Below are 25630 nucleotides of genomic sequence, written 5' to 3' on the forward strand. Positions count from 1 at the left end.
CCCCGCCCGCCTTCGTCATGAGACGGCTGCACCGGCCAATGGCCGGCCGGCGCTATACCGCGCTCAGCTGTTCAGCGAGCGCTTGTCGACGGCGAGCGCCGCTTCGCGCATCACTTCCGACATCGACGGGTGCGGATGGCAGATGCGGGCGATGTCTTCCGACGCCGCCTTGAACTCCATCGCCACCACGGCTTCCGCGATCAGGTCCGACGCGTTCGCGGCGATCACGTGCACGCCGAGCAGTTCGTCGGTCTTCGCGTCCGCGATCATCTTCACGAAGCCGTCCGGCGCGTTCATGCCGAGCGCACGGCCGTTGATCGAGAACGGGAACTTGCCCGACTTGATCTCGCGGCCTTCGGCCTTCAGCTGCTGTTCCGTCTTGCCGACCCATGCGATTTCCGGGTACGTGTAGATCACCCACGGAATGCAGTTGTAGTCGATGTGCGGCTTCTGGCCGTCGATCACTTCCGCGACCAGCACGCCTTCGTCTTCCGCCTTGTGCGCGAGCATCGGGCCGCGCACCACGTCGCCGATCGCGTAGACGTTCGGCACCGCGGTACGGCAGTGGTCGTCCACGTCGATGAAGCCACGCTCGTTCGCCTTCAGGCCGATTGCCTCGAGGCCGAGGTTGTCGGTGTTCGGCACGCGGCCGACCGACACGATCAGGCGGTCGGCGTCGAGCGTCTGCGCGTTGCCGTCCTTGTCCGTGTAAGCGATCGACACGCCGTCGGCGGTCGTCTTCACTTCGCCGATCTTCACGCCGAGATGGATGTCGAGGCCCTGCTTCTTGAACAGCTTGGCCGCTTCCTTCGCGAGCGCTTCGTCGGCTGCGCCGAGGAATGCCGGCAGCGCTTCGAGCACCGTCACTTCGGCACCCAGGCGACGCCACACCGAGCCGAGCTCGAGGCCGATCACGCCTGCGCCGATCACGGCGAGCTTCTTCGGCACCGAGTCGAACGTCAGCGCACCTTCGTTGTCCGACACGATCTTGTTGTCGACCGGGATACCCGGCAGGTGACGCGCCTTCGAGCCCGTCGCGATGATCACGTTCTTCGCGGTGACGACTTCGGTTTCACCCTCGCCGCTCACTTCGATCTGCACGCCGGCATCGGTCTTGCCGGTGAACTTGCCATGGCCCTTCAGCCAGGTGATCTTGTTCTTCTTGAACAGGAACTCGATCCCGCTCGTCATCTTCTCGACGATCGCATCCTTGCGGCCGAGCATCTTCGCGACGTCGATCTTCACGCCGTCGACCGTGATGCCGTGGTCGGCCAGGTGATGCGACGTGTTCTCGAACTCTTCCGACGAGGCGAGCAGCGCCTTCGACGGGATGCAGCCGACGTTCAGGCAGGTACCGCCGAGCTTCAGCGCGCCGGCCGGGTTCTTCCACTTCTCGATACAGGCAACGGTCTTGCCGAGCTGCGCGGCGCGAATCGCGGCGATGTAGCCGCCGGGGCCGGCGCCGATCACGACGACGTCAAATTCCTTGGACATGACAATCCTTTCTACTTGTACGCCCGCACGCTCGCGCAAGTGCGCGAGCGTGCGGGGCGGGTCAATGCAGTGAGACTCGGCTTACAGGTCGAGCAGCAGGCGTGCCGGATCTTCCAGCGCATCCTTCATCGCGACGAGCGACAGGACTGCTTCGCGGCCGTCGATGATGCGGTGGTCGTACGACAGGGCCAGGTAGTTGATCGGACGGATCACGATCTGGCCGTTTTCGACAACCGGGCGTTCCTTCGTCGCGTGCACGCCGAGGATGGCCGATTGCGGCGGGTTGATGATCGGGGTCGACAGCATCGAGCCGAACACGCCGCCGTTCGAGATCGAGAACGTACCGCCCGTCATTTCCTCGATCGACAGCTTGCCGTCCTTCGCCTTCTGGCCGAATTCGGCGATCTTCTTCTCGATCTCGGCGAGGCTCAGTTGATCGGCGTTGCGCAGGATCGGCACGACCAGGCCGCGCGGCGAACCGACCGCGATACCGATGTCGAAGTAGCCGTGGTAGACGATGTCGTTACCGTCGATCGACGCGTTCACCAGCGGGAACTTCTTCAGCGCGTGCACGGCCGCCTTCACGAAGAACGACATGAAGCCGAGCTTCACGCCATGTTCCTTCTCGAACTTGTCCTTGTACTTGTTGCGCAGTTCCATGACCGGAGCCATGTTCACTTCGTTGAACGTCGTCAGGATCGCGTTGGTCTGCTGCGACTCGAGCAGGCGCTCGGCGATACGCGCACGCAGGCGCGACATCGGCACGCGCTGTTCCGGACGATCGTTCAGCCACGTCGCTGCCGATGCCGGCACCTTCACTTCCGGCAGCGCCGGCTTCGCAGCAGCGGCCTTCGCCGGTGCGGCGGCCGGAGCAGCCTTCGGTGCGCTGCCTGCGGCCAGCGCGTCGCCCTTCGTGACACGGCCGTCACGGCCCGAACCTGCGACGTCGCCTGCCGACAGGCCCTTCTCGGCCAGCAGCTTCGCTGCGGCCGGCGATGCGGCGGCCGAGCTCGACGCGGTCGCGACAGCCGGCTGTGCTGCCGGTGCGGCTGCAGCAGGGGCTGCCGCCGGCTTCACTTCGGCGGCGCCTGCCGCTGCTTCGGCAGCACCTGCCTTCGCTTCGGTGTCGATCGTCGCGATGATCTGGTCGGCGACCACGGTGTCACCGTCGTTCTGCAGCACTTGCGCGAGCACGCCCGCGGCCGGTGCCGGCACTTCGAGCACGACCTTGTCGGTCTCGAGTTCGATCAGGATTTCGTCCTGCGCGACTGCTTCGCCCGGCTTCTTCTTCCACTGCAGCATGGTGGCTTCCGAAACCGACTCCGAAAGCTGGGGGACTTTGACTTCTACGATAGCCATGTGATTTTCCTGGATGCTTAATCTGGGGTATGACGAGGTTCGTGCGATTCCTTCGGCCGGTGCGGCGCGCGACGCGCCCGGCAGGCCAAAAGAGACGGGAAAGCGCAGTGCGCCTTCCCGTTTCGCTTGACGTCGGTTATTTCGCGATCGATGCGCTCTTCAGGCGGCCGAATGCACCTTCGATGAGGGCCTTCTGCTGCTCGTAGTGCTTCGCGTAGTAGCCAACCGCCGGCGAGGCCGAAGCCGGACGGCCGCTGTATGCCAGCTTCTGCCCTTCCTTCATGCCTTCCTTCAGGTGGTGCTCGACGTAGAACCAGGGACCCTGGTTCTGCGGCTCGTCCTGCACCCAGACCACTTCAGTCGCGTTCTCGTACTTCTTCATTTCGGCTTCGAACTGCTTGTGCGCGAACGGATACAGCTGCTCGATACGGATGATCGCGACGTCGTTCGCCTTCGCTTCGCGGCGATGCGCGACGAGGTCGTAGTACACGCGGCCCGAGCAAGCCAGCACGCGCTTGACCTTCTTCGCGTCGATGCCGCCGTCGGTTTCGCCCAGCACCGGCTGGAACGAACCCTTCGCGAGTTCCGACAGGTCCGACACCGCTTCCTTGTGACGCAGCAGCGACTTCGGCGTGGCGACGATCAGCGGCTTGCGGAACAGGCGGATCATCTGGCGACGCAGCAGGTGGAAAATCTGCGCCGGCGTCGTCGGCTGGACGACCTGCATGTTGTGATCGGCACACAGTTGCAGGAAACGCTCGATACGCGTCGACGAGTGTTCCGGACCCTGGCCTTCGTAGCCGTGCGGCAGCAGCATCGTGAGACCCGACACGCGGCCCCACTTCACTTCGCCCGACGAGATGAACTGGTCGATCACGACCTGCGCGCCGTTGACGAAGTCGCCGAACTGCGCTTCCCACAGCACGAGCGTGTTCGGCTCGGCGGTCGAGTAACCGTATTCGAAGCCCAGCACCGCCTCTTCCGACAGCACCGAGTCGATCACCGTGAACTTCGCCTGACCGTCGGCGATGTTCTGCAGCGGCACGTACGTGCCGTCGTTCCAGCGCTCGCGGTTCTGGTCGTGCAGCACCGCGTGACGGTGCGTGAACGTGCCGCGGCCCGAGTCCTGGCCCGTCAGGCGCACCGAGTAGCCCGATGCGACGAGCGACGCGAACGCGAGGTGTTCGCCCATGCCCCAGTCGAGCGGCTGGTCGCCGCGCGCCATGTTGCGGCGGTCGTTGATCACGCGCTCGACGAGCGGGTGGACCTTGAAGTTTTCCGGGACCGTCGTGATGCGTTCGCCGAGGCGCTTCAGTTCGGCGAGCGGCACGGCCGTATCGGCTGCGTCCGTCCACTTGCGGTTCAGGAACGGAACCCAGTCGACCGCGTACTTGCTCTTGTAGTTCGACAGGACCGGATCGACGGTGTGGTGGCCGTCGTCCATCGCCTTGCGGTACGCCTTCACGTAGTTGTCGGCGTCTTCCGCGGTGATCACGCCCTGCTGCACGAGCTTCTCGGCATACAGCGCACGGGTGCCCGGGTGCTGCGCGATCTTCTTGTACATCAGCGGCTGCGTGACCGCCGGCGTGTCCTGCTCGTTGTGACCCAGCTTGCGGAAGCAGACGATGTCGATCACGACATCCTTGTGGAACTGCATCCGGTAGTCGATCGCGATCTGGATCGCGAGCACGACGGCTTCCGGATCGTCGCCGTTCACGTGCAGCACCGGCGCTTCGATCATCTTGACCACGTCGGTACAGTACAGCGTCGAGCGCGCATCGCGCGGGTCCGACGTCGTGAAGCCGATCTGGTTGTTGATGACGATGTGCAGCGTGCCGTGCGTGCCGTAACCGCGCGTCTGCGCGAGGTTCAGCGTTTCCATCACGACGCCCTGGCCGGCGAAGGCCGCGTCGCCGTGGATCTGCACCGGCAGCACTTGCAGGCCGTCTTCGTCGCCGCGACGGTCCATCCGCGCCTTCGCGGAACCTTCGACCACCGGGTTCACGATTTCGAGGTGCGACGGGTTGAACGCGAGCGACAGGTGGACCGGACCGCCTTCGGTCGACACGTCCGACGAGAAGCCCTTGTGGTACTTCACGTCACCGGCCGGCAGGTCGTCGACGTGCTTGCCTTCGAATTCGGCGAACAGGTCGGCCGGCATCTTGCCCAGCGTGTTGACCAGCACGTTCAGACGGCCGCGGTGGGCCATGCCGATGATGATTTCCTGCACGCCGCGCTTGCCCGCGTGCTGGACGACTTCGTCCATCGCCGCGATGAAGCTTTCGCCGCCTTCGAGCGAGAAGCGCTTCTGGCCGACGTACTTGGTGTGCAGATAGCGCTCGAGGCCTTCCGCTGCCGTCAGGCGATTCAGGATGTGCTTCTTCTTGTCGATCGAGAAGGACGGCGTCGCGCGGGTCGATTCCAGGCGCTCCTGCCACCAGCGCTTCTGCTCCGGATCGCTGATGTACATGTATTCGGCGCCGATCGTGCCGCAATACGTGTCACGCAGGCCCTTGACGATGTCGCGCAGCGAAGCCTGGTCGAAGCCGAAATACAGGTTGCTTGCGCTGTACGTCTGGTCGAGGTCGCCTTCGGAGAAGTCGTAGAACGCGGGTTCGAGTTCGGGAATGGCGGGACGTTCGCGACGCTTCAGCGGATCCAGATTGGCCCATTGCGAGCCGAGGAAGCGATATGCGCTGATGAGGGACTGGACGTGGACCTGCTTGCGCGCGGTCGCCAGATTGCTGGTGCTTTCGCGCGGGATGAAGGCATTGGCCTTCGCGCGCTCGGCGAACGATTCGACGATCGGAAAATGAGCGACGTCATTGGCATTCGAGCCGTCGGTTGCAGGCACGTTCTGCAGCGCGTCGAAATACTCTCGCCAGTTCTCCGGCACCGATGCCGGATTGTTGAGGTATGCATCGTACAGTTCTTCAACGTACGAAGCATTGCCGCCGAACAGATAGGAGTTCAGCTGAAACTGCTTCATTACATCTGACATTTTACGCTCACCTTTCTTCGAGCTTCTCGAGAAATAGCGGGTTACTCAACCTTCCGCGACACGGCCTGACCGTTTAGCGGATTGCGAATCAAGTCTTGCTTGGAAGGACCTAAAACTTGCGTGCGCGCAGCATATCACAGAACCGTTACCGAAGTTCACGACGAAATGTGCCCGAAAGCACCGCGCGACGGGGTTTTGCCGGATTGCCACGACCCGCGGGAACAGTGTTTTGCAGCCCGCCCGATTGCGCATCGCGCAGATGCAAAAAAGGCCGCCCGAAGGCAGCCTTTTTCATCATGCAAGGGAACGATCGAACTTAGTCGACCGCGCCTTCGCGGCTCGCGCGGCGACGCTCGTGCTCCTTCAGGAAGCGCTTGCGCAGGCGGATCGACTGCGGCGTCACTTCCACGAGTTCGTCGTCGTCGATGAATTCGACCGCGTATTCGAGCGACATCTGGACCGGCGGCACGAGGCGCACGGCTTCGTCGGTGCCCGACGCGCGCACGTTGGTCAGTTGCTTGCCCTTGATCGGGTTCACGACGAGGTCGTTGTCGCGGCTGTGGATGCCGATGATCATGCCCTCATACAGCGCGTCGCCCGGCTTCACGAACATGCGGCCGCGATCCTGCAGCTTCCACAGTGCGTAGGCGACCGCGGCGCCGTCATCCTGCGAGATCAGCACGCCGTTGCGGCGCTCGAAGACCGAGCCGTCCTTGACCGGTGCGTACGAGTCGAAGATGTGGCTCATCAGGCCCGTGCCGCGCGTGAGCGTCAGGAATTCGCTCTGGAAGCCGATCAGGCCACGTGCCGAGATCTTGTATTCCAGGCGCGTGCGGCCGCGGCCGTCCGATGCCATGTCGAGCATTTCGCCCTTGCGGCGACCGAGCTCTTCCATCACGCCGCCCTGGTGTTCGTCTTCGACGTCGACCGTCAGCAGCTCGTACGGCTCGTGGCGCACACCGTCGATTTCCTGCATCACGACGCGCGGACGCGACACGGCCAGCTCATACCCTTCACGGCGCATGTTCTCGACGAGAATCGTCAGGTGCAGTTCGCCGCGGCCCGACACTTCGAACACCGTTTCGTCGCCCGTGTCCTTCACGCGCAGCGCGACGTTGTGGTTCAGTTCCTTCATCAGGCGGTCGCGGATCTGGCGGCTCGTCACGAACTTGCCTTCGCGGCCGGCCAGCGGCGACGAGTTGACGAGGAAGTTCATCGTCAGCGTCGGCTCGTCGACCGTGATCATCGGCAGCGCTTCCGGCGTGTCGACCGCGCAGATCGTCGCGCCGATGCCGACGTCTTCAATACCGTTGATCAGCACGATGTCGCCGGCTTCGGCCGACTCGACCTGCACGCGCTCGAGGCCCTTGAACGACAGCACCTGGTTGATCTTGCGGTTCAGCACGTCGCCTTCCGGACCGAAGCGCATCACGACCGGCTGGCCCGGCTTGATGCGGCCGCGCGTGATGCGGCCGACGCCGATCCGGCCGACGTACGTCGAGTAGTCGAGCGACGTGATCTGGAGTTGCAGCGGCGCTTCCGGATCGGCCGGGCGAACCGGCACGTGCGCGAGGATCGCCTCGAACAGCGGGCGCATGTCGCCTTCGCGGGTCGCCGGATCGAGCGACGCATAGCCGTTCAGGCCCGATGCGTAGACGATCGGGAAGTCGAGCTGCTCTTCGGTCGCGCCGAGCTTGTCGAACAGGTCGAAGGTCTGGTTGATGACCCAGTCGATCCGCGCGCCCGGACGGTCGATCTTGTTGACGACCACGATCGGCTTCAGGCCCAGCGCCAGCGCCTTCTTCGTGACGAAGCGCGTTTGCGGCATCGGGCCCTCGACCGCGTCGACGAGCAGCAGCACCGAGTCGACCATCGACAGCACACGCTCCACCTCGCCACCGAAGTCCGCGTGCCCCGGCGTGTCGACGATGTTGATGTGCGTGCCTTCGTATTCGACCGCGCAGTTCTTCGCGAGAATCGTGATCCCGCGCTCTTTTTCGATGTCGTTCGAGTCCATCACTCGCTCGGCAATCTGCTGGTTCTCGCGGAAGGTGCCGGACTGGCGGAGCAGTTGGTCGACGAGCGTGGTCTTGCCGTGGTCGACGTGAGCGATGATGGCGATATTGCGAAGGGCGCGGGTCATAGAAACCTGGAAATCGTTGAACGCGCAAACGCGCACGCTCGTCAGTCACCGGGACACGTGCGTGCGCGTTGCAGCTTGGAAAGCCTCAAATTATAGCACGTGAGAATGTCGAGAGCCGGACCGTGTGTTGCAACGCGAAAGATGATGCGCCCCGCCCTCGCCTCGCAGAGGACGATTCCGCCTGCCGACACACCGCCCACGAACGAAGACCCTGACGCCCGCAAGGGAATTTCGGGCCGCGCAGCGCCCGCCCGCTCGTTCGATTAATATTTGCCGCGGCAAGCAAATAGCGCCTATACTGCTGCCTAGTCAACTATTGCAGCTTCAGGGTTTTATGTCGGATTCTCCTTCCCAACCGCCCGTTTCGCCGCTGTCCTCGTATCAGATGAACGACAGCGTCGGTTATCTGATGTCGCGTGTGAAGTCGGTGATGACCAACCTCGTCACGCAGCGCACGCAGGAAGAGCTCGGCATTACGGGCACGCAGGCGAGCATGCTGTTCATGATCGCCGTCGGAAAGTGCTCGACGGCCGCCGAACTCGCGCGGGAATACGGGATCGACGCGAGCGCGGTCACGCGCCTGCTCGATCGCGTCGAGAAACGCGGCCTGCTGTCCCGCGTGCGCAGCATCGAGGATCGACGGGTCGTACGGCTCGAGCTGACCGATGAAGGCCGCGCGCTTGCCGAGCGTCTGCCGCCGGTGTTCCGTAGCGTGCTCGACGAGCTGCTGGACGGATTTACGCCGGAAGAAGTCGGGTTCCTGAAGAGCATGTTGCGCCGCATTCTCAGCAACTACTGCGAAACCGCGGGCGGCAGCATCACGTAATAGTTGCCATAACAATTACTTTTGACAGATTAATGTAAGGAAATCCTTGCAGTGTCCATCATTCATTCCGAGTCAGGGAACAGCGCGATGAAATCCTCCCCGTTGTCCGTGCGCGCCGGGTCGTGCCGCGCCGCCGTCGCCGCCGCGGTTGCCGCGCTGGCGCTGGCGGGCTGCGCAAACTACATCGGCATCAAGAGCGACAAGCAGATCGCACCCGCATCGCAATTCGAAACCGCCCAGAGCCTGCCGGCCCAGGGCGGCCAGTGGCCGGCGCTCGACTGGGCCAACCAGTTCGGCGATCCGCAGTTGCCGAAGCTGATCGACGAGGCGCTCCAGGGCAACCCGTCGATCGCGCAGGCACAGGCGCGCATCGCGAAGGCGTCGTCGTACATCGAGTCGTCGCGCTCGAACCTGATGCCGAAGGCCGAAGCCAGCTACTCGTGGACACGCGAGCTGTATTCGTCGAACGCGCTGTTCCCGCCCCCGTACGGCGGCCAGTGGTACAGCGAGAACAACGCACTCGCGAGCGCGTCGTGGGATCTCGACCTGTGGGGCAAGAACCGCGAGCGCCTGCACACCGCCGTGTCGCAGGAAAAGGCCGCCGAGGCCGACATGCAACAGGCGCGCATCACGCTCGCGTCGTCGGTGGCCCGCACCTACAACTCGCTCGCCCAGCTGTATGCGCTGCGCGACATCGCGCAGCGCGAGATCGCCAACCGCCAGACGGTCGGCAAGATCACCGACGGCCGCGTGTCGGCCGGTCTCGACACCAACGTGGAACGCCAGACGGCGCGCGGCAACATCGCGACGACCCAGGCATCGCTGTCCGACCTCGACGGCCAGATCACGACCGTGCGCTACCAGCTCGCCGCGCTGCTCGGCAAGGGGCCGGATCGCGGACTGCAGATCGCCGCGCCGGTGATGAACCCGACCGGCGAAGTCGCACTGCCCGGCAACCTGCCGGCCGACCTCGTGTCGCGCCGCCCCGACATCGTCGCCGCGCGCTGGCAGGTCGAGGCCGCGATGCACGACGTGAAGGAAGCGAAGGCCGAATTCTTCCCCGACGTGAACCTCGCGGCCGGCTTCGGCTTCGATGCGTTCGGCTGGGGCAAATTCCTGAATTTCGCGAGCCGCCAGGCGCAGTTCGGGCCGGCCATCCACCTGCCGATCTTCGATGCCGGTGCGTTGCGCGCGCAGCTCAAGGGCCGCTACGCGGACTTCGACCTGTCGGTCGCGAACTACAACCAGACGCTGATCAGCGCGCTGAACGACGTCGCGACGCAGGTCGCGTCGATCCGTGCGGTCGATCGCCAGATGGATGACGCGCAGCGTGCGCTCGATGCGTCGACGCGGGCGTACGACCTCGCCGTGATCCGCTACAAGGCCGGCCTGTCGCCGCAGCTCCAGGTGCTGACCGCGGACACCAACCGCCTCGCATCGGAACAGACGGTGACCAACCTGAAGATGCGCCGGCGCGACATGCAGCTCGCGCTGATCAAGGCGCTCGGCGGCGGGTTCGACGCGACCGGCACGCGGCTCGCCGCGCCCGACGCCGACAAGCAGACAAGACAGGCCGCCAACTGATCCGGCGCCACCACTACGCAGACACTCGAAATAACGGACGGAGAAAATCGCCATGAGCGACCCTCAACAAAACGCCGCCAGCGCACAGCCGCAGAACAACGGGAAGCGCAAACGGATGATGACGCTGCTGATCGCGGTCATCGTGATCGCGGCCATCGCGTACGGTCTGTACTACTTCCTCGTCGCGCGCTTCCATGAAGAGACGGACGACGCATACGTGAACGGCAACGTCGTGCAGATCACGCCGCAGGTCACGGGTACCGTGATCGCCGTGAAGGCCGACGATACGCAGACGGTCAAGGCCGGCGATCCGCTGGTCGTGCTCGACCCGGCCGACTCGCAGGTCGCGCTGCAGCAGGCCGAGGCCAACCTCGCGCAAACGGTGCGCCAGGTGCGCGGCCTGTTCGTCAACGACGACCAGTACCGCGCGCAAGTCGCGCTGCGCCAGTCCGACCTGTCGAAGGCGCAGGACGACCTGCGCCGCCGGATGGCCGTCGCGCAGACGGGCGCCGTGTCGCAGGAAGAAATCTCCCATGCACGCGACGCGGTGCGCGCCGCGCAGGCGTCGGTCGACGCGGCGCAACAGCAGCTCGCATCGAACCGCGCACTGACCGCGAACACGACGATCGCGTCGCACCCGAACGTGATGGCCGCGGCAGCGAAGGTTCGCGACGCGTACCTCGCGAACGCGCGCAACGTGTTGCCCGCACCGGTGACCGGCTATGTCGCAAAGCGCTCGGTTCAGGTCGGCCAGCGCGTGTCGCCGGGCAACCCGCTGATGTCGGTCGTGCCGCTGAACGCGGTGTGGGTCGACGCGAACTTCAAGGAAGTCCAGCTCAAGCACATGCGTATCGGCCAGCCGGTCGAATTGACCGCCGACATCTACGGCTCGTCGGCCGTCTACCACGGCAAGGTCGTCGGCTTCTCGGCCGGCACGGGTTCGGCATTCTCGCTGCTGCCGGCGCAGAACGCGACGGGCAACTGGATCAAGGTCGTGCAGCGCCTGCCGGTGCGTATCGAGATCGATCCGAAGGAACTCGAGAAGCATCCGCTGCGCATCGGCCTGTCGATGCAGGTCGACGTCGACATCAAGGACGAGCGCGGCGACCAGCTCGCCAACGCGCAGAACACGGTCTACGAAACGAACGTGTTCGCGAAGTACGGCGACGAAGCCGACGCCGAGATCGCGCGCATCATCGCCGAGAACGCCGGCGGCAACGCGCCGGCACCGGCCGCGGCGAAGTCGAACGCCGCCGCCAAGATGATGTAACGGTTCCGACTCCGGAAAACTATCGACATGGCACAGGCTCCTGTCTCCCACCCGCCGCTGCAGGGCGGGCAACTCGTGCTCGGGACGATCGCGGTATCGCTCGCGGTGTTCATGAACGTGCTCGACACGTCCATCGCGAACGTCGCGATCCCGACCATCTCGGGCGACCTCGGCGTGTCGTCCGACCAGGGTACGTGGGTCATCACGTCGTTCGCCGTCGCGAACGCGATCTCCGTGCCGCTGACGGGCTGGCTGACCGACCGCTTCGGTCAGGTCCGCCTGTTCCTCGCGTCGATCATCCTGTTCGTCATCTCGTCGTGGATGTGCGGGCTGTCGCCGAACCTGCCGTTCCTGCTCGGCTCGCGCGTGCTGCAGGGCGCGGTCGCGGGCCCGATGATTCCGCTGTCGCAAGCGCTGCTGCTGTCGAGCTATCCGCGCGCGAAGGCACCGATGGCGCTCGCACTATGGGCGATGACGACGCTGATCGCACCCGTCGCGGGCCCGATTCTCGGCGGCTGGATCTCGGACAACTATTCGTGGCCGTGGATCTTCTACGTCAACATCCCGGTCGGCATCGCCGCCGCCGCCGCGACGTGGGCGATCTATCGCAATCGGGAGTCGGCCGTGCGCCGCGCGCCGATCGACGGCGTGGGCCTCGCGCTGCTGGTCATCTGGGTCGGCTCGCTGCAGATCATGCTCGACAAGGGCAAGGATCTCGACTGGTTCGCGTCGACGACCATCATCGTGCTCGCGCTGACCGCTGTCATTGCGTTCGCGTTCTTCGTGATCTGGGAGCTGACCGCCGAGCACCCGGTCGTCGACCTGTCGCTGTTCCGCATGCGGAACTTCACCGGCGGCACAGTCGCACTGTCGATCGGGTACGGCCTGTACTTCGGCAATCTCGTGCTGTTGCCGCTGTGGCTGCAGACGCAAATCGGCTACACCGCGACCGACGCCGGCCTCGTGATGGCGCCGGTCGGGTTGTTCGCGATCCTGTTGTCGCCACTCACCGGGAAGTATCTGCCGCGTACCGATCCGCGCTTCATCTCGACGGCGTCGTTCCTGACGTTTGCGCTGTGCTTCTGGATGCGTTCGCGATACACGACGGGCGTCGACGAATGGTCGCTGACGCTGCCGACGCTCGTGCAGGGTATCGCGATGGCGGGCTTCTTCATCCCGCTCGTGTCGATCACGCTGTCCGGCCTGCCCGGCAACCGCATTCCCGCGGCGTCCGGCCTGTCGAACTTCGTGCGGATCATGTGCGGCGGCATCGGCACATCGATCTTCCAGACCGCGTGGGACCACCGCAACAACTTCCATCACGCGCAGTTGGTCGAGCAGGCGAACCCGTACAACCCGACGTTCAACCAGGCCGTCACGCAGATGCGCAGCCTCGGGCTGACGCAGGACCAGGCGCACGGCCTCATCAACAACATGGCCACGCAGCAGGCCGCGCAACTCGGCGTGAACGATCTGTTCTACATCTCGGCGGCGATCTTCGTGCTGCTGATCGGACTGATCTGGATCACGAAGCCGGAGCGCGCGGGCGGCGGCGATGCGGGTGCGGCGGCGTCGGCTGCACACTGAGCACCGCGCTCGAACGAGCGCGCCCAACAAAAAACCCGGTCGAAATCGACCGGGTTTTTTTCGTTCCGACGACGGCGCTTGCGCGTCGCGCGTTACGCAGCCGTCACGACGAGGCGTTCGGGCGCGAGCACGCCGTTGGCCTTGCGCGCCACGCCGAGCAGTCGCTGCGCGTCGTACACGCGCACACGCTCGCCCTCGGCCGCATCGATCGGATCGACCGCCGACAGCGGCAGGCGCTGGCCGTGCAGGAATCGCTTCGCGCTGGTTTCGTCGAGACGTACCAGCGGAAACGTCGACAGCAACGCGTCGACCGGCTGAAGCCAGGCGTCGCGCGCCGCTTCGGCAGCGTCGGACAGCGCGTCGAGCGTCACCGCATGTTCGAGCGTCAGCGCGCCGACACCCGTGCGACGCAGCATCGTCAGATGTGCGCCGCAGCCGAGCGCTTCGCCGATGTCTTCGGCCAGCGTGCGCACATACGTGCCCTTGCTGCAGGTCACGCGGAACGTCACGTCCGGCAATTCACAGGCCAGCAGATCGAGCGCATGGATCGTCACGTTGCGGCCTTCCCGCTCGACGGTCTGGCCCGCACGCGCGTATTCGTACAGCGGCTTGCCGTCGCGCTTGAGCGCCGAATACATCGGCGGCACCTGCACGATCTCGCCGGTAAAGCGCGCGAGCGCCGCTTCGACCGCCGCACGGTCGCATTCGACGGCGCGCGTGTCGAGCACGTCGCCTTCCGCGTCGCCGGTGGTCGTGCGCACGCCGAGACGCATCGTCGCTTCGTAGGTCTTGTCCGCTTCCAGCAAGTCCTGCGAGAACTTCGTCGCTTCGCCGAAGCACAGCGGCAACAGGCCCGAGGCCAGCGGATCGAGCGTGCCGGTATGGCCGGCTTTCTTCGCGAGAAGCAGGCGCTTCGCGCGAATCAGGGCGTCGTTGCTCGACAGGCCGACCGGCTTGTCGAGCAGAAGGACGCCGTCCAGCGCGCGCCGCGGCACGCGTGGACGCTGGGGAGCTGCAGTCGTCATGGGGCGTGCGCGCTCAATCGTCCTTCGCGGGCGCGTCGGCTTCGTCGTCGTCCTTCGCGCGCGTCGAGTTGGCTTCCTTGATCAGGCGCGACATTTCCACGGCCTTCTCGATCGTCTGGTCGTAATGGAAGTGCAGCGTCGGCACCGTATGAATGTGCAGGCGCTTGAACAGCAGGTTGTGCAGGTGGCCCGACGCGTGGTTCAGCGCTTCCTGCGTCTTGTCCGGATCGCCGGTCAGCGCCGTGAAATAGACCTTCGCGTGCGCGTAGTCCGGCGTGAGCTCGACGCTCTGGATGGTCACGATACCGATGCGCGGGTCTTTGACCTCGCGCATGATGAGTTCGGACAGATCGCGCTGAATCTGGTCGGCGATCTGAACGTTGCGATTGGGGGAAGTACGTTTCCTGGACATGATCGATCCGTGATCCGTTTATCAGGATAAAGCGACGCGCCGTTGGCGCGCCACCATGAAAATGGGCGGGACAGGCCCAAGCCTGCCCCGCCCCATGAGCCGATACGCGACGATTACAGCGTCCGTGCGACTTCGGTCACTTCGAAGACTTCGAACTGGTCGCCTTCGATGATGTCGTTGAAGTTCTTCACCGACATACCGCACTCGAAGCCTTGCTTGACTTCCTTCACGTCGTCCTTGAAGCGCTTCAGCGATTCGAGTTCGCCCGTGAAGATCACGACGTTGTTGCGCAGCACGCGAACCGACGACGAGCGCTTGACGATACCGTCGGTGACCATACAGCCGGCAACCGTACCGACCTTCGGCACCTTGAACACCTGGCGCACCTCGACCATGCCGGTCACGACTTCGCGCTTCTCCGGCGCCAGCATGCCCGACATCGCGGCCTTCACCTCATCCACTGCGTCGTAGATGATGTTGTAGTAGCGGATGTCGATACCGTTCGCTTCGGCCAGCTTGCGCGCCTGTGCATCCGCACGCGTATTGAAGCCGATGATGACCGCCTTCGATGCCGTTGCCAGGTTGACGTCGTTCTCGCTGATGCCGCCCACCGCGCTGTGCACGATCTGCACGCGCACTTCGTCGGTCGACAGCTTGAGCAGCGACTGCACGAGCGCTTCCTGCGAGCCCTGCACGTCTGCCTTGATGATGAGCGGCAGGTTCTGCACTTCGCCTTCGCCCATCTGCTCGAGCATGCTTTCCAGCTTCGCGGCCTGCTGCTTCGCCAGCTTGACGTCGCGGAACTTGCCCTGACGGAACAGCGCGATTTCGCGCGCCTTGCGCTCGTCCGGCAGCACGATCACTTCCTCGCCTGCACCCGGCACTTCCGACAGACCCTGGATTTCGACCGGGATCGACGGGCCGGCTTCCTTCGTCGGCTTGCCGTTCTCGTCGAGCATCGCACGCACGCGGCCGTAAGCCGTGCCTGCGAGCACGATGTCGCCGCGATTCAGCGTACCCGACTGCACCAGGATCGTCGCGACCGGGCCCTTGCCCTTGTCCAGCTTCGCTTCGATCACGATGCCCTTCGCCGGCGCCTCGACCGGTGCCTTCAGTTCCAGCACTTCGGCCTGCAGCAGCACGTTCTCGAGCAGGTCGTCGATACCGACGCCCGTCTTGGCCGACACCGGCACGAACGGCGAATCGCCACCGTATTCTTCCGGCACGACGCCTTCCGCGACCAGTTCCTGCTTGACGCGGTCCGGGTTCGCTTCCGGCTTGTCGATCTTGTTGATCGCCACGACGATCGGCACGCCACCCGCCTTCGCGTGCGCGATGGCTTCCTTCGTCTGCGGCATCACGCCGTCGTCGGCTGCCACCACCAGCACCACGATGTCGGTCGCCTTCGCGCCGCGTGCACGCATTGCCGTGAACGCTTCGTGACCCGGCGTATCGAGGAACGTGATGACGCCGCGCGGCGTTTCGACGTGGTATGCGCCGATGTGCTGCGTAATGCCGCCCGCTTCGCCCGCTGCAACCTTCGCGCGGCGGATGTGGTCGAGCAGCGAGGTCTTGCCGTGGTCGACGTGACCCATCACGGTGACGACCGGCGGACGCGGCAGCTGTTCCGCATCGGTACCGGTCTCGCCTTCGACGAGCAGTGCTTCCGGATCGTCCAGCTTCGCGGCAACCGCGCGGTGGCCCAGTTCCTCGACGACGATCATCGCCGTTTCCTGGTCCAGCACCTGGTTGATCGTGACCATCTGGCCCATCTTCATCATCACCTTGATGACTTCGGAGGCCTTGATCGACATCTTGTGCGCGAGATCGGCAACCGAGATGGTTTCCGGCACGTGCACTTCACGCACGATCGGTTCGGTCGGTGCCTGGAACGTCGATGCGCTGTCCTGGTGACGGCCGCGACCCTTCGGGCCGCCGCGCCAGCCGCGGTCGACGCCGCCGCTCGAATCGCCGCGCGTCTTGATGCCGCGGCGCTTCGCTGCGTCGTCCTGCCAGCCGCCCTTGCCGCCGCCCGGCTTCTTGTTGCGGTCGCCCGCGCCTGCCGGTGCCGTCGTGGCCGCCGGCGCTGCACCGGCCGGCTTCTTCACGGCCGGGCGTGCTTGCGCAGCTGCGCCCGCCGGCTTTGCCGGCTTGTGCAGCGTGCCCTTCGCTTCGGCCGGCTTCGGCGGTTCCACCGGCTTCGGCGGCTCGACTGCCTTGACCACGGCCTTGCGCGGCGTGTTCATCATTTCGCGGATCGCGCGTGCTTCGGCTTCTGCCGCCGCGCGACGCTTGCTGATCTCTTCCTGCTCGGCGCGCGCCTTGTCCGCCGCCTCGCGGGCAGCATCCTCGGCCTTCTTCGCCGCTTCGCGCTGGGCCGCACGTTCGGCGGCCGCGCGTGCTTCATCCTGCGCGGACTGCGCACCGGCTGCTTCCTGCTGAGCCTCGGCGGCCTGCTGGGCAGCCGCCTGCTGTGCCGCTGCGGCTTCGGCCGCGGCACGCTTCGCCGCCGCTTCTTCCTCGGCACGGCGGCGCTCGGCTTCGGCCGCTTCCTCACGGGCACGGCGCTCGGCTTCCTCGCGCTCGAGGCGCTCCTGACGCTCGCGCAGTTCCTGCGCCTGCTTCTCGAGCAGCTCGGCCTCGCGGCGCGCTTCTTCCTCGCGACGCTTCAGCTCCGCATCGTCGTCCGCTTCGGCGACCTGCGCCTGACCCTGTTCCGCACCCTCGGCCACGTCGTCGCGCTTGACGAACGTACGCTTCTTGCGGACCTCGACCTGAATGGTGCGAGCCTTGCCCGTCGCGTCAGATTGCTTGATCTCCGACGTATGCTTGCGGGTCAGCGTGATCTTGCGCTTGTCGCCGTCGGTTGCGCCGTGTGACTTGCGCAAATGATCGAGCAGACGCGCCTTGTCCGCTTCGGACAGCGCATCGTCTTCACTCGCTTTCTGGACGCCCGCTGCCTGCAGCTGTTCGAGCAGCACACCAGCAGGCATTTTCAGTTCCGCGGCAAATTGGGCTACGTTGTTACTCGCCATTCATTCCTCTTAGTGCAAGGACCGATTCCTTGCGGTTAGCATCGGGTCAGGCCATACGGCCGCCATCAAATCAGTGCGCCATGGTCATTTCTCACTGGAACCAGTGTTCACGTGCTTTCATGATCAACGCCTTAGCGGCATCCTCTTCCATCCCGGTCATATCGACCAGTTCATCCACGGCCAGCTCGGCGACATCGTCGCGCGTCTGCATGCCGTGTTCGGCCAGCTTCGCGAGCAACTCCGGCGTGATGCCGTCGAGGCCCTTCAAATCCAGCGCTGCATTTTCAACCTTTTCTTCGTTCGCGATCGCCATCGTCAACAGAGCGTCGCGTGCGCGGTTGCGCAGTTCGTGCACGGTGTCCTCGTCGAACGCCTCGATTTCGAGCATTTCGTTGAGCGGCACGTACGCGATCTCTTCGAGGCTCGTGAAGCCTTCGTCGATCAGGATGTCGGCAACTTCTTCGTCGACGTCGAGACGCGCCATGAACAGCGAACGCAGTCGGTCGCGCTCTTCACCCTGCTTCAGGGCGGATTCGTCCGGCGTCATGATGTTGATCTGCCAGCCGGTCAGTTCGCTGGCAAGGCGAACGTTCTGACCGCTGCGGCCGATCGCGACAGCCAGCTCGTTCTCGTCGACGACGACGTCCATCGAGTGCTTTTCTTCATCGACGACGATCGACTGGACGGCTGCCGGCGCGAGCGCGCCGATCACGAACTGGGCGGGATCCTCGGACCATAGCACGATGTCGATGTTTTCGCCACCGAGCTCGTTGCGCACGGCCTGCACGCGGGAGCCGCGGATGCCGACGCAGGTGCCGATCGGATCGATCCGCTTGTCGTAGGCGATCACGCCGATCTTCGCGCGCACGCCCGGATCGCGAGCGGCTGCCTTGATCTCGAGCAGGCCCTGCTCGATTTCCGGCACTTCCATCTCGAACAGCTTCATCAGGAACTCGGGCGCAGTGCGCGAGAGTTCGATCTGCGGGCCGCGCGCGGTGCGGTCGACCTTCGCGATGTAGGCACGCACGCGGTCGCCCACGCGCAGGTTTTCCTTCGGGATCAGCTGGTCGCGGCGCAGCAGCGCTTCGACACGGCCCGATTCGACGATGAAGTTGCCCTTGTCGAGGCGCTTCACCGTGCCGGTCATGATCTTTTCGCCGCGCTCGAGGTAGTCGTTCAGGATCTGCTCGCGTTCGGCATCGCGCACCTTCTGCAGGATCACCTGCTTCGCGGCCTGCGCGCCGATACGGCCGAACTCGATCGACGGCACCGGCTCCTCGATGAATTCGCCGACTTCGACGTCGGGCTTCTGCTCACGTGCTTCGAACAGCAGGATCTCGCGATCCGGCTCCTGCAAGCCTGCCTCGTCGGGCACGACGAGCCAGCGACGGAAGGTTTCGTGCTCGCCGCTTTCGCGATCGATATGGACGCGGATTTCGGCGCCTTCGTCGAACAGCTTCTTGGAAGCGGAAGCGAGCGCGGCCTCGAGGGCGCCCAGCACCACATCCTTGTCGACGTTTTTCTCGCGCGCCAGCGCATCCACCAGCATCAACACTTCGCGACTCATTATTTGCGGCTCCTAAAGTCAACTTGCGGAATCAGGCGGGCTTTGTCGATATCGGCCAGCGTGAAATCCAGCATGGCTGCCTCGCCCTTCTTCCTCTCAAATTCCAAACCGATCGTTTCGCCATTCGGCGCGTGCAGAATGCCCCGGTACGTCTTGCGCCCGTCCAGCGGCTTTTTCAAGGTCACGGAAACTTCGCTGCCGGCGAAGCGCTCGAAGTCGGCCAGCTTCTTCAACGGGCGGTCGAGCCCCGGGGACGAGACTTCGAGCCGTTCGTAATCGATGTTTTCGACCGTCAAGACGTGCTGGAGCTGACGCGTGACCTTTTCGCAATCTTCGAGCGAGATGCCGGCAGGCTGATCGATGTAGATGCAAAGCATGCCGCGCCCGGTGCGCTCGAGATCCACCAGCTCGTAGCCGAGCCCGGTGACCGTGGTTTCTATCAGTTCCGTCAGTTGCACAGTGTCCTCTCAGGTGTTCGCGCCCGCCGCTCGCGATTCACCCGCGGGCGCGCGCCTTAGCCGGCGCAGGAAGCGCTACCCGAGATGCCTAACCGTTTCAGCAAAAAAAAATGGGCGGAACGCCCATCTTCTTACTGGTGGTCGCACCTGAGCCGCACATTGAATCCGTACGCCCAGCGACTCCGCGATTATAGCGATTTTTGGCGCAAACGCCAAGCCAGCCGGTAAAAGCAGCGTCCAGCCCGCCTTTACCGACCAAAAATGCGAAACCGGACTGTCCGACCAGGCGGCACAATCCGGCAGCGCGATATATATACAGTCAAAAGCAAACCACGCAGGGCGAGGTGCCGACCCAACCGGACTCATGCCGATTTCGCCGGCACACCGGCGGCTTCATGCCGCCGGACGCCACAAACGCTCAGCGGCCCCGCGAGCGATTGCGCTGCGGACGCTGACCGCCGCGCGCACCGCCGCCGCCGTTGCCGGCGCCTTCGGCGCGATTGCCGTTGGGATTGCGGTTGCCGCCCTTGCCGCCGCCGCGCTTGCCGCCAGCGCCTTCACGCTTGGGGCCCGCGCCATACGACGCACGATTGCCGTCGACATCGCGACCGCCACCCGAGCGGTTGCCATAACCCGACGGCGAAACCGGCAAGCTGCCGTAACCGCTCAGGCCGGGCAGGCCCGGGGCGCCGCGCCGGCCGCCACCGCGACGCGGCTGGTCGAGCTGACCATGCGTCGTCAGCACCGGCTCGCGGCCGATGAAGCCCATCGACGTCTGCATCGGATCCGGCTGGCGGCGCTCAGCCTGCCCGCCACCACCGCGCTTGCCCTTTTCCTCGGACGGCGCCTTCAGGCCGACAGTCGCCATCAGCTTGCGCACCTGCGCCTCGTCAAGCTCTTCCCAGCGACCGCGCTTCAGGCCGCGCGGCAGCGGGATCGGACCGTGACGCGTACGGATCAGGCGGCTCACCATCAGGCCGGCCGCCTCGAACATCCGGCGCACTTCGCGGTTGCGGCCTTCGGCCAGCGCAACGTGATACCAGTGGTTCGTGCCTTCGCCGCCACCGTCGCGGATGCGCAGGAAGTTCGCCGGGCCGTCATCGAGCTCGACGCCATGCAGCAGCTTCTGCCGCATCCCTTCGGACAGTTCGCCGACGACGCGCACCGCGTACTCGCGTTCGACGCTGTAGCGCGGATGCATGAAGCGGTTCGCGAGATCGCCCGACGTCGTCAGCATCAGCAGGCCTTCGGTGTTGAAGTCGAGACGGCCCACCGCGAGCCATTTCGCCGTCTTCATCGGCGGCAGGCGGTCGAACACCGACGGACGACCTTCCGGGTCCGCGTGGCTGACGATCTCGCCGGTCGGCTTGTGGTACAGCAGCACGCGCGGCGGCTTGTTCGGCAGCTTGCGCTTGACCGGCTTGCCGTTGATGCGAACCTGGTCGGTCGGCATGATGCGCTGGCCGATATGCGCGGGCTCACCGTTCACCGACACGCGGCCGGCGACGATCAGCTCTTCCATTTCGCGGCGCGAACCCATGCCGGCTTCCGCGAGCACCTTGTGGAGCTTCGGTGCGTCGTCGTCCGGCGACAGCACGCGCTTGTTCGCCGGCTGGCTGCGGCCGCGACGCAGCATCGGCGCACGTACGCCGCTGCCGCCCGCCGAATTGTCCGCGTCGAATGCCGGCGACGTCACATAGGCGAACAGATCGTCCTGCGACGCTGCGTCGCCTTCGGCCTTCGCCGCGCCGCCCTCGGCCTTCGCCGAACCGCCGCGTCGCCCCTGGCCGCCTTGCCCGCCCTGGGCACCCTTGGCTGCGCCTTCGCGCTTGCCGGCCGGCTTGCGGCCACCCTTGGCCGCACCTTCCTTGCGCGGCGCGCGTGCGGGCTGCGCTTCCGCCGCGTCGGCCGGCTGCGCTTCCGCGCCCTCGCCGCCCTGCGACTCGCCATCGCCCTTCGACTTGGCTGCCGCGCGGCGACGCGCGATCAGGCTGCGCGGGCCGCGCCGCAGGCCGCGGCGGGGACGCTCGTCACCACCCGCGGCCGGAGCGTCCTGCTCCGGCGCATCGTCGGCACGCGCGGCCTGCACGGCAGGCGCGGACGATTCAATATCGTGGATATCAGTCAAAACAACCTCAAAATGTCAGGTCTCGCGCCCGACTCGGGCGCGGCAAGAAGTCGGCCGCGATCAGGCGCGGCGCTGTTCGGGTTCTGCTTCGTCGTCCGGCAGTGCGTCGGCGCCGATGGGCGCGCTGGCACTGCGTACGGCGTCGGCGAGGCTGTCGGACGTATCGTCCAGCAACTCGCCGTCCGCGGGACGGGAGCGTGAGGCGTCGGCCTGGCCAGCCTCGCCCGGTATGTCGCCGGCCGCTTCCGCTCCGTCTCCGGCAACCGCGTCGGCAGCCGGCTTGCGATCTTCCTCGTTCCACACCGCGTGCAGCGGCTCGGGCTGCCCGCCGGCCGGCGCTGCTTCGGCGCCGCCCTGTTCGCTCTGAACGCGATCCGCTTCCAGCGTATCGCGGTTCGGCATTTCCTGCGTCGGCGCGCCTTCCGTTGCGGCGTCGCCCGGCAATTCATCCGGCTGAACGTGCGGCTCGTCGGCCGCCGCTTCGCCGGCTTCCGGCACCGCGTCCGCCGCCGGCGCATCGCCGTCGAAGTCCATCGCCTGCTGCGCGAGCAGCGCGGCTTCGATGTTCGCTGCCGGCTCCTCGAGCGCCGGCAGGTCGTCGAGCGCCTTCAGGCCGAGATCGTCGAGGAACTGCTTGGTCGTCGCGTACAGCGCCGGGCGGCCCGGCACGTCGCGATGCCCGATCACCTCGATCCAGCCGCGATCCTCGAGCTGCTTGACCACCTGCGTATTGACCGTGACGCCGCGAATCTCTTCGATGTCGCCGCGCGTGACGGGTTGCCGATACGCAATGATCGCGAGCGTCTCGAGCACCGCACGCGAATATTTCGGCGGCTTCTCGGGATGCAGTCGGTCCAGGTAATGGCGCATCGCCGGCTTGCTCTGGAAGCGCCATCCGGTTGCCAGCGCCACCAGTTCGACACCGCGGCCGGACCAATCCTGTTTCAGATCTTCGAGCAACGTGCGGACCGTGTCAGCCGACACGCCGTCGGCAAAGAGCTTGCGCAAATCGCCGAGCTTCAGCGGTTCCTGCGCACAGATCAAAGCAGTCTCGAGGACGATCTTCGCCTCTTGGGTATTCATGCAGCTAGGCCAGACCCTGTGGTCAAACGAACCGGATCAACAAACAGACGAAAGGAACGGAAGACGCGCTCGCCCGATTCTGATCGGTCATATTGATGGGAGCACGAACCGGGGGCGGCGAACCAACTTCAAGCCAGGCCCAAACCGGACGGAACAGCACGGTTCAACGACGGAACCGCGTGACTGAGCGCCATCTTACGCAAAATTGCCCGGTGCGTAAAGATGAGCCGAAAGGCCCGCCGCCCGCACGCCGCACCCGCTCCGTCCCCGCTTCAACGCAGGCCTGCGCCGCGCGCGAGGAACGCCCGCAAGCGCTCGACGCCTGCCTCGAGCCGCACCGGATCGCACGCGTAGCACCAGCGCACGAACCCTTCCCCCTCCGGGCCGAACGCGCGGCCGGGCGCCAGCCCGAGCCCCGCCTCGCGCACCAGCGACTTGCAGAACGCAAGACTGTCGTCCGCGCCCGGCAACCGCAGGAACAGGGACATCGCACCCGGCGGAGGCGGCACGTCGACGCCCGGCAACGTGCGCAGCGCGGCGACCAGGTGGTCACGCGCACCGCGCAGCGCCGCGACGAACGACTGCACGAACGGCTCGCCGTCACGCAGCGCGACTTCTCCCGCGGCCTGGATGAAACCCGGCGCGCACGACGTGTTGTACTCGACCAGCTTCGACAGATCGCCCATCACCGACGCCGGCGCGACCAGCCATCCGAGCCGCCAGCCCGTCATCGCCCAGGCCTTCGAGAACGAATTCACGACGATTACCCGCTCGTCGCGCGATGCGATGTCCAGGAACGACGCCGCGCCGTCCGTGCCGAACACGAGCCGTTCGTACACCTCGTCGGCGACCACCCAGATGCCGTGGCGCCGGCAATGCGCGAGCACGGCCTGCTGGTCGTCGCGGGACATCACCCAGCCGGTCGGATTGTTCGGCGAGTTGACGAACAGCATCCGCGTGCCGGGCGTCAGCGCCGCGATCAGCCGGTCGACGTCGAGCCGCCAGCCCGCATCGCCATGGCGGAGCGACACGCACTCGACCTGTGCACCGAGGATCTTCGGGATCTCGACGAGATTCGGCCAGAGCGGCGTGACGGCGACGACGCGGTCGCCCGGGCCGACCAGCAACTGCGCAGCCAGCATCAGCGCGCTCACGCCCGAACTCGTCACGGCGATCGTATCGGCCGCCGTCGCACCGTGACGCGCACCAACATAGGTCGCAATCGCGTTGCGCAGAGGCACGGTGCCGAGGTTGTGCGTGTAGAAGGTCGCACCGTCGCGCAGTGCGGCGGCAGCCGCGTCGCGAATGAATGCGGGCGTCACGCGATCGGACTCGCCGAACCAGAACGGCAGCACGTCGGGTACGCCGAAGCCGGCGTTCGCCACTTCCCGGATCAGCGACGGACGCAGCGCCTGAACTGCGCTGCGCGCCGCCGGCTCGCCCGTCGCCGGGCCGACATCTGCGGAATGCGTCATCGAGAACCGCCACCGAGGAACACGATCCGCGTAGTGTACCGGCGTGCGCGCCCGATCCGCACCCTTTCAGTCGAGATCCTCCGCCCGCGCCGGCATCTGGCGCACGAGTTCCCAGATCGCCTGCGCGGCCGGCGACAGCGAGCGGTCGCGGCGGCGCACCAGTTCGACGGTGCGCTCGGTACGCGGCGTCAGCGGCCGCGCGACCAGCGTCGATCCGGCCGGCAGCGGCAGCGACAGCCACGGCTGCACGCTCACGCCGACGCCGGCCTCGACGAGCCCGAACACCGTCGCCGAATGCCCGAGCTCCTGCATGACCGTCGCATTGACCCGATGGGCGGCCAGCGCAGCGTCGATCAGCGGCCGGCTTCCGGACGCATGGTCGAGCAGCACGAGACGCTCGCCGTCGAGCGCCGTCCACGGCACCTCGGCCCGCGCCGCGAGCGGATGATCGGCGCGCGCGACCAGGCAGAACGAGTCGGTCATCAACGGTTCGCACACGAGATCGGCAACGGTGAGCGGCCCGATGACGACGCCGAAATCGACTTCGCTCGACTTCACCTTGCGCAGGACGTCGCTCTGCACGTCGTCACGCAGGCCGAGCGTGACGAACGGGAACTGGCGCTCGCACGACGCGACGACGCGCGGCATCAGCCGGCACGCGATCGTCGGGCTCGCAGCGACGATCACGCGCCCCCGCCGCTGCTCGCCGATCTCGCGAATCTCGCGCAGCGTGTCGTCGAGATCGGCGATCAGGCGGGACACGCTCGCGATCAGGTTCGTCCCGACGTCGGTCAACTGCACGTCGCGCGTCGTCCGGTCGATCAGCTTCAGTCCGAGCTCGGTCTCGAGTTCGCGCACGCAACGGCTAACCGCGGACTGCGTGAGCCCGATCTCGTCGCCCGCGCGACTGAAGCTCCGGAGCCGCGCAACCTCGATGAATACGCGAAGCTGGCGCAGCGTAACGTTCATCCCCTCTCCTCATCAATCGTCGATACCGATGCGCGATTTTAATGCGCGCCATCGTCTTCGATGTGCGAATCCGGCACCGGCAGCACATGTTTCGCTGCGGTGCAATATCGACGCAAACGCACGTAGCACGGGCGACTTGCACAAGATTGGTGATTGTCCTGATTTGCTGGCGGGTTATTTTGGCGTCTTATACGCCCCTAGCTGACTTAGCCGT

17 protein-coding genes are annotated in these 25630 nt (G+C 65.6%); 4 read left to right on the forward strand and 13 right to left on the reverse strand.

All coding sequences use genetic code 11. The features are described from left to right. Positions 1-63: 63 nt before the first annotated feature. The 4 genes from lpdA to typA all read right to left on the reverse strand — a co-directional run bounded on the left by lpdA (position 64) and on the right by typA (position 7997). Positions 64-1494: a dihydrolipoyl dehydrogenase gene (lpdA, locus tag PL79_RS22405; RefSeq protein ID WP_044846024.1), complete on the reverse strand. Its 1431-nt coding sequence runs from the start codon at positions 1492-1494 to the stop codon at positions 64-66. An 81-nt stretch (positions 1495-1575) separates the two neighbouring features. Further along, a complete protein-coding gene (odhB, locus tag PL79_RS22410; protein ID WP_044846025.1) occupies positions 1576-2853 on the reverse strand; it encodes a 2-oxoglutarate dehydrogenase complex dihydrolipoyllysine-residue succinyltransferase in 1278 nt (425 codons plus the stop codon). Between the two features lie 136 nt (positions 2854-2989). Next, positions 2990-5854, reverse strand: coding sequence for a 2-oxoglutarate dehydrogenase E1 component (locus PL79_RS22415; protein WP_044846026.1), 2865 nt, complete (start codon positions 5852-5854; stop codon positions 2990-2992). A gap of 316 nt (positions 5855-6170) precedes the next feature. Beyond that, positions 6171-7997, reverse strand: coding sequence for a translational GTPase TypA (typA, locus tag PL79_RS22420; RefSeq protein WP_044846027.1), 1827 nt, complete (start codon positions 7995-7997; stop codon positions 6171-6173). Positions 7998-8331: 334 nt separating this feature from the next. Between typA and PL79_RS22425 the strand changes: the two genes are divergently transcribed. The 4 genes from PL79_RS22425 to PL79_RS22440 all read left to right on the forward strand — a co-directional run bounded on the left by PL79_RS22425 (position 8332) and on the right by PL79_RS22440 (position 13264). Next, on the forward strand, positions 8332-8823 hold the full coding sequence (locus PL79_RS22425) for a MarR family winged helix-turn-helix transcriptional regulator (protein ID WP_014897211.1): 492 nt from the start codon (positions 8332-8334) through the stop codon (positions 8821-8823). A gap of 87 nt (positions 8824-8910) precedes the next feature. Next, positions 8911-10407, forward strand: a complete 1497-nt coding sequence (locus PL79_RS22430) for an efflux transporter outer membrane subunit (protein WP_044846028.1) — start codon at positions 8911-8913, stop codon at positions 10405-10407. 52 nt (positions 10408-10459) lie between these two features. After that, on the forward strand, positions 10460-11677 hold the full coding sequence (locus tag PL79_RS22435; RefSeq protein ID WP_044846029.1) for an HlyD family secretion protein: 1218 nt from the start codon (positions 10460-10462) through the stop codon (positions 11675-11677). Positions 11678-11704: 27 nt separating this feature from the next. After that, positions 11705-13264 carry a DHA2 family efflux MFS transporter permease subunit gene (locus PL79_RS22440; RefSeq protein ID WP_044846030.1) on the forward strand — a complete coding sequence of 520 codons (1560 nt, stop codon included), beginning with the start codon at positions 11705-11707 and terminating at the stop codon, positions 13262-13264. 92 nt (positions 13265-13356) lie between these two features. Here PL79_RS22440 and truB read toward each other — a convergent pair whose 3' ends face one another. The 9 genes from truB to PL79_RS22485 form a co-directional block, all read right to left on the reverse strand. Further along, positions 13357-14289, reverse strand: a complete 933-nt coding sequence (truB, locus tag PL79_RS22445; protein ID WP_044846031.1) for a tRNA pseudouridine(55) synthase TruB — start codon at positions 14287-14289, stop codon at positions 13357-13359. A 13-nt stretch (positions 14290-14302) separates the two neighbouring features. Next, positions 14303-14701 (reverse strand): 30S ribosome-binding factor RbfA, encoded by a 399-nt coding sequence (rbfA, locus tag PL79_RS22450; protein ID WP_006495346.1) that lies wholly within the window; start codon positions 14699-14701, stop codon positions 14303-14305. A 113-nt stretch (positions 14702-14814) separates the two neighbouring features. After that, positions 14815-17736: a translation initiation factor IF-2 gene (gene infB, locus PL79_RS22455; RefSeq protein WP_044846032.1), complete on the reverse strand. Its 2922-nt coding sequence runs from the start codon at positions 17734-17736 to the stop codon at positions 14815-14817. 91 nt (positions 17737-17827) lie between these two features. Next, the gene (gene nusA / locus PL79_RS22460; protein ID WP_044846033.1) at positions 17828-19303 is read right to left on the reverse strand and encodes a transcription termination factor NusA; all 1476 of its coding nucleotides are present in this window, start codon (positions 19301-19303) and stop codon (positions 17828-17830) included. Then, positions 19303-19761: a ribosome maturation factor RimP gene (gene rimP / locus PL79_RS22465; RefSeq protein ID WP_014897219.1), complete on the reverse strand. Its 459-nt coding sequence runs from the start codon at positions 19759-19761 to the stop codon at positions 19303-19305. The genes nusA and rimP overlap by 1 nt, the downstream gene beginning before the upstream one ends. A 418-nt stretch (positions 19762-20179) precedes the next feature. Beyond that, entirely contained in the window at positions 20180-21889 is a 1710-nt protein-coding gene (gene rluB / locus PL79_RS22470) for a 23S rRNA pseudouridine(2605) synthase RluB (protein WP_044846034.1), read from the reverse strand. Between the two features lie 60 nt (positions 21890-21949). Next, on the reverse strand, positions 21950-22972 hold the full coding sequence (gene scpB, locus PL79_RS22475; protein WP_044846035.1) for an SMC-Scp complex subunit ScpB: 1023 nt from the start codon (positions 22970-22972) through the stop codon (positions 21950-21952). 272 nt (positions 22973-23244) lie between these two features. Further along, on the reverse strand, positions 23245-24447 hold the full coding sequence (locus tag PL79_RS22480) for a pyridoxal phosphate-dependent aminotransferase (protein WP_044846036.1): 1203 nt from the start codon (positions 24445-24447) through the stop codon (positions 23245-23247). 66 nt (positions 24448-24513) lie between these two features. Continuing rightward, on the reverse strand, positions 24514-25416 hold the full coding sequence (locus PL79_RS22485) for a LysR family transcriptional regulator (RefSeq protein WP_044846037.1): 903 nt from the start codon (positions 25414-25416) through the stop codon (positions 24514-24516). Positions 25417-25630 lie beyond the last annotated feature (214 nt).

The organism is Burkholderia sp. USMB20 (genome assembly GCF_000949135.2).
Lineage (GTDB): Bacteria > Pseudomonadota > Gammaproteobacteria > Burkholderiales > Burkholderiaceae > Burkholderia.

Excerpts from the sequence above, each read along its gene's own strand:
- PL79_RS22430 (WP_044846028.1), top strand. The coding sequence starts at position 8,911 with ATGAAATCCTCCCCGTTGTCCGTGCGCGCCGGGTCGTGCCGCGCCGCC.
- PL79_RS22435 (WP_044846029.1), top strand. The coding sequence starts at position 10,460 with ATGAGCGACCCTCAACAAAACGCCGCCAGCGCACAGCCGCAGAACAAC.
- PL79_RS22485 (WP_044846037.1), bottom strand. The coding sequence starts at position 25,416 with ATGAACGTTACGCTGCGCCAGCTTCGCGTATTCATCGAGGTTGCGCGG.
- nusA (WP_044846033.1), bottom strand. The coding sequence starts at position 19,303 with ATGAGTCGCGAAGTGTTGATGCTGGTGGATGCGCTGGCGCGCGAGAAA.
- scpB (WP_044846035.1), bottom strand. The coding sequence starts at position 22,972 with ATGAATACCCAAGAGGCGAAGATCGTCCTCGAGACTGCTTTGATCTGT.
- odhB (WP_044846025.1), bottom strand. The coding sequence starts at position 2,853 with ATGGCTATCGTAGAAGTCAAAGTCCCCCAGCTTTCGGAGTCGGTTTCG.
- typA (WP_044846027.1), bottom strand. The coding sequence starts at position 7,997 with ATGACCCGCGCCCTTCGCAATATCGCCATCATCGCTCACGTCGACCAC.
- PL79_RS22415 (WP_044846026.1), bottom strand. The coding sequence starts at position 5,854 with ATGTCAGATGTAATGAAGCAGTTTCAGCTGAACTCCTATCTGTTCGGC.
- infB (WP_044846032.1), bottom strand. The coding sequence starts at position 17,736 with ATGGCGAGTAACAACGTAGCCCAATTTGCCGCGGAACTGAAAATGCCT.
- rbfA (WP_006495346.1), bottom strand. The coding sequence starts at position 14,701 with ATGTCCAGGAAACGTACTTCCCCCAATCGCAACGTTCAGATCGCCGAC.
- truB (WP_044846031.1), bottom strand. The coding sequence starts at position 14,289 with ATGACGACTGCAGCTCCCCAGCGTCCACGCGTGCCGCGGCGCGCGCTG.
- PL79_RS22440 (WP_044846030.1), top strand. The coding sequence starts at position 11,705 with ATGGCACAGGCTCCTGTCTCCCACCCGCCGCTGCAGGGCGGGCAACTC.
- lpdA (WP_044846024.1), bottom strand. The coding sequence starts at position 1,494 with ATGTCCAAGGAATTTGACGTCGTCGTGATCGGCGCCGGCCCCGGCGGC.
- PL79_RS22480 (WP_044846036.1), bottom strand. The coding sequence starts at position 24,447 with ATGACGCATTCCGCAGATGTCGGCCCGGCGACGGGCGAGCCGGCGGCG.
- PL79_RS22425 (WP_014897211.1), top strand. The coding sequence starts at position 8,332 with ATGTCGGATTCTCCTTCCCAACCGCCCGTTTCGCCGCTGTCCTCGTAT.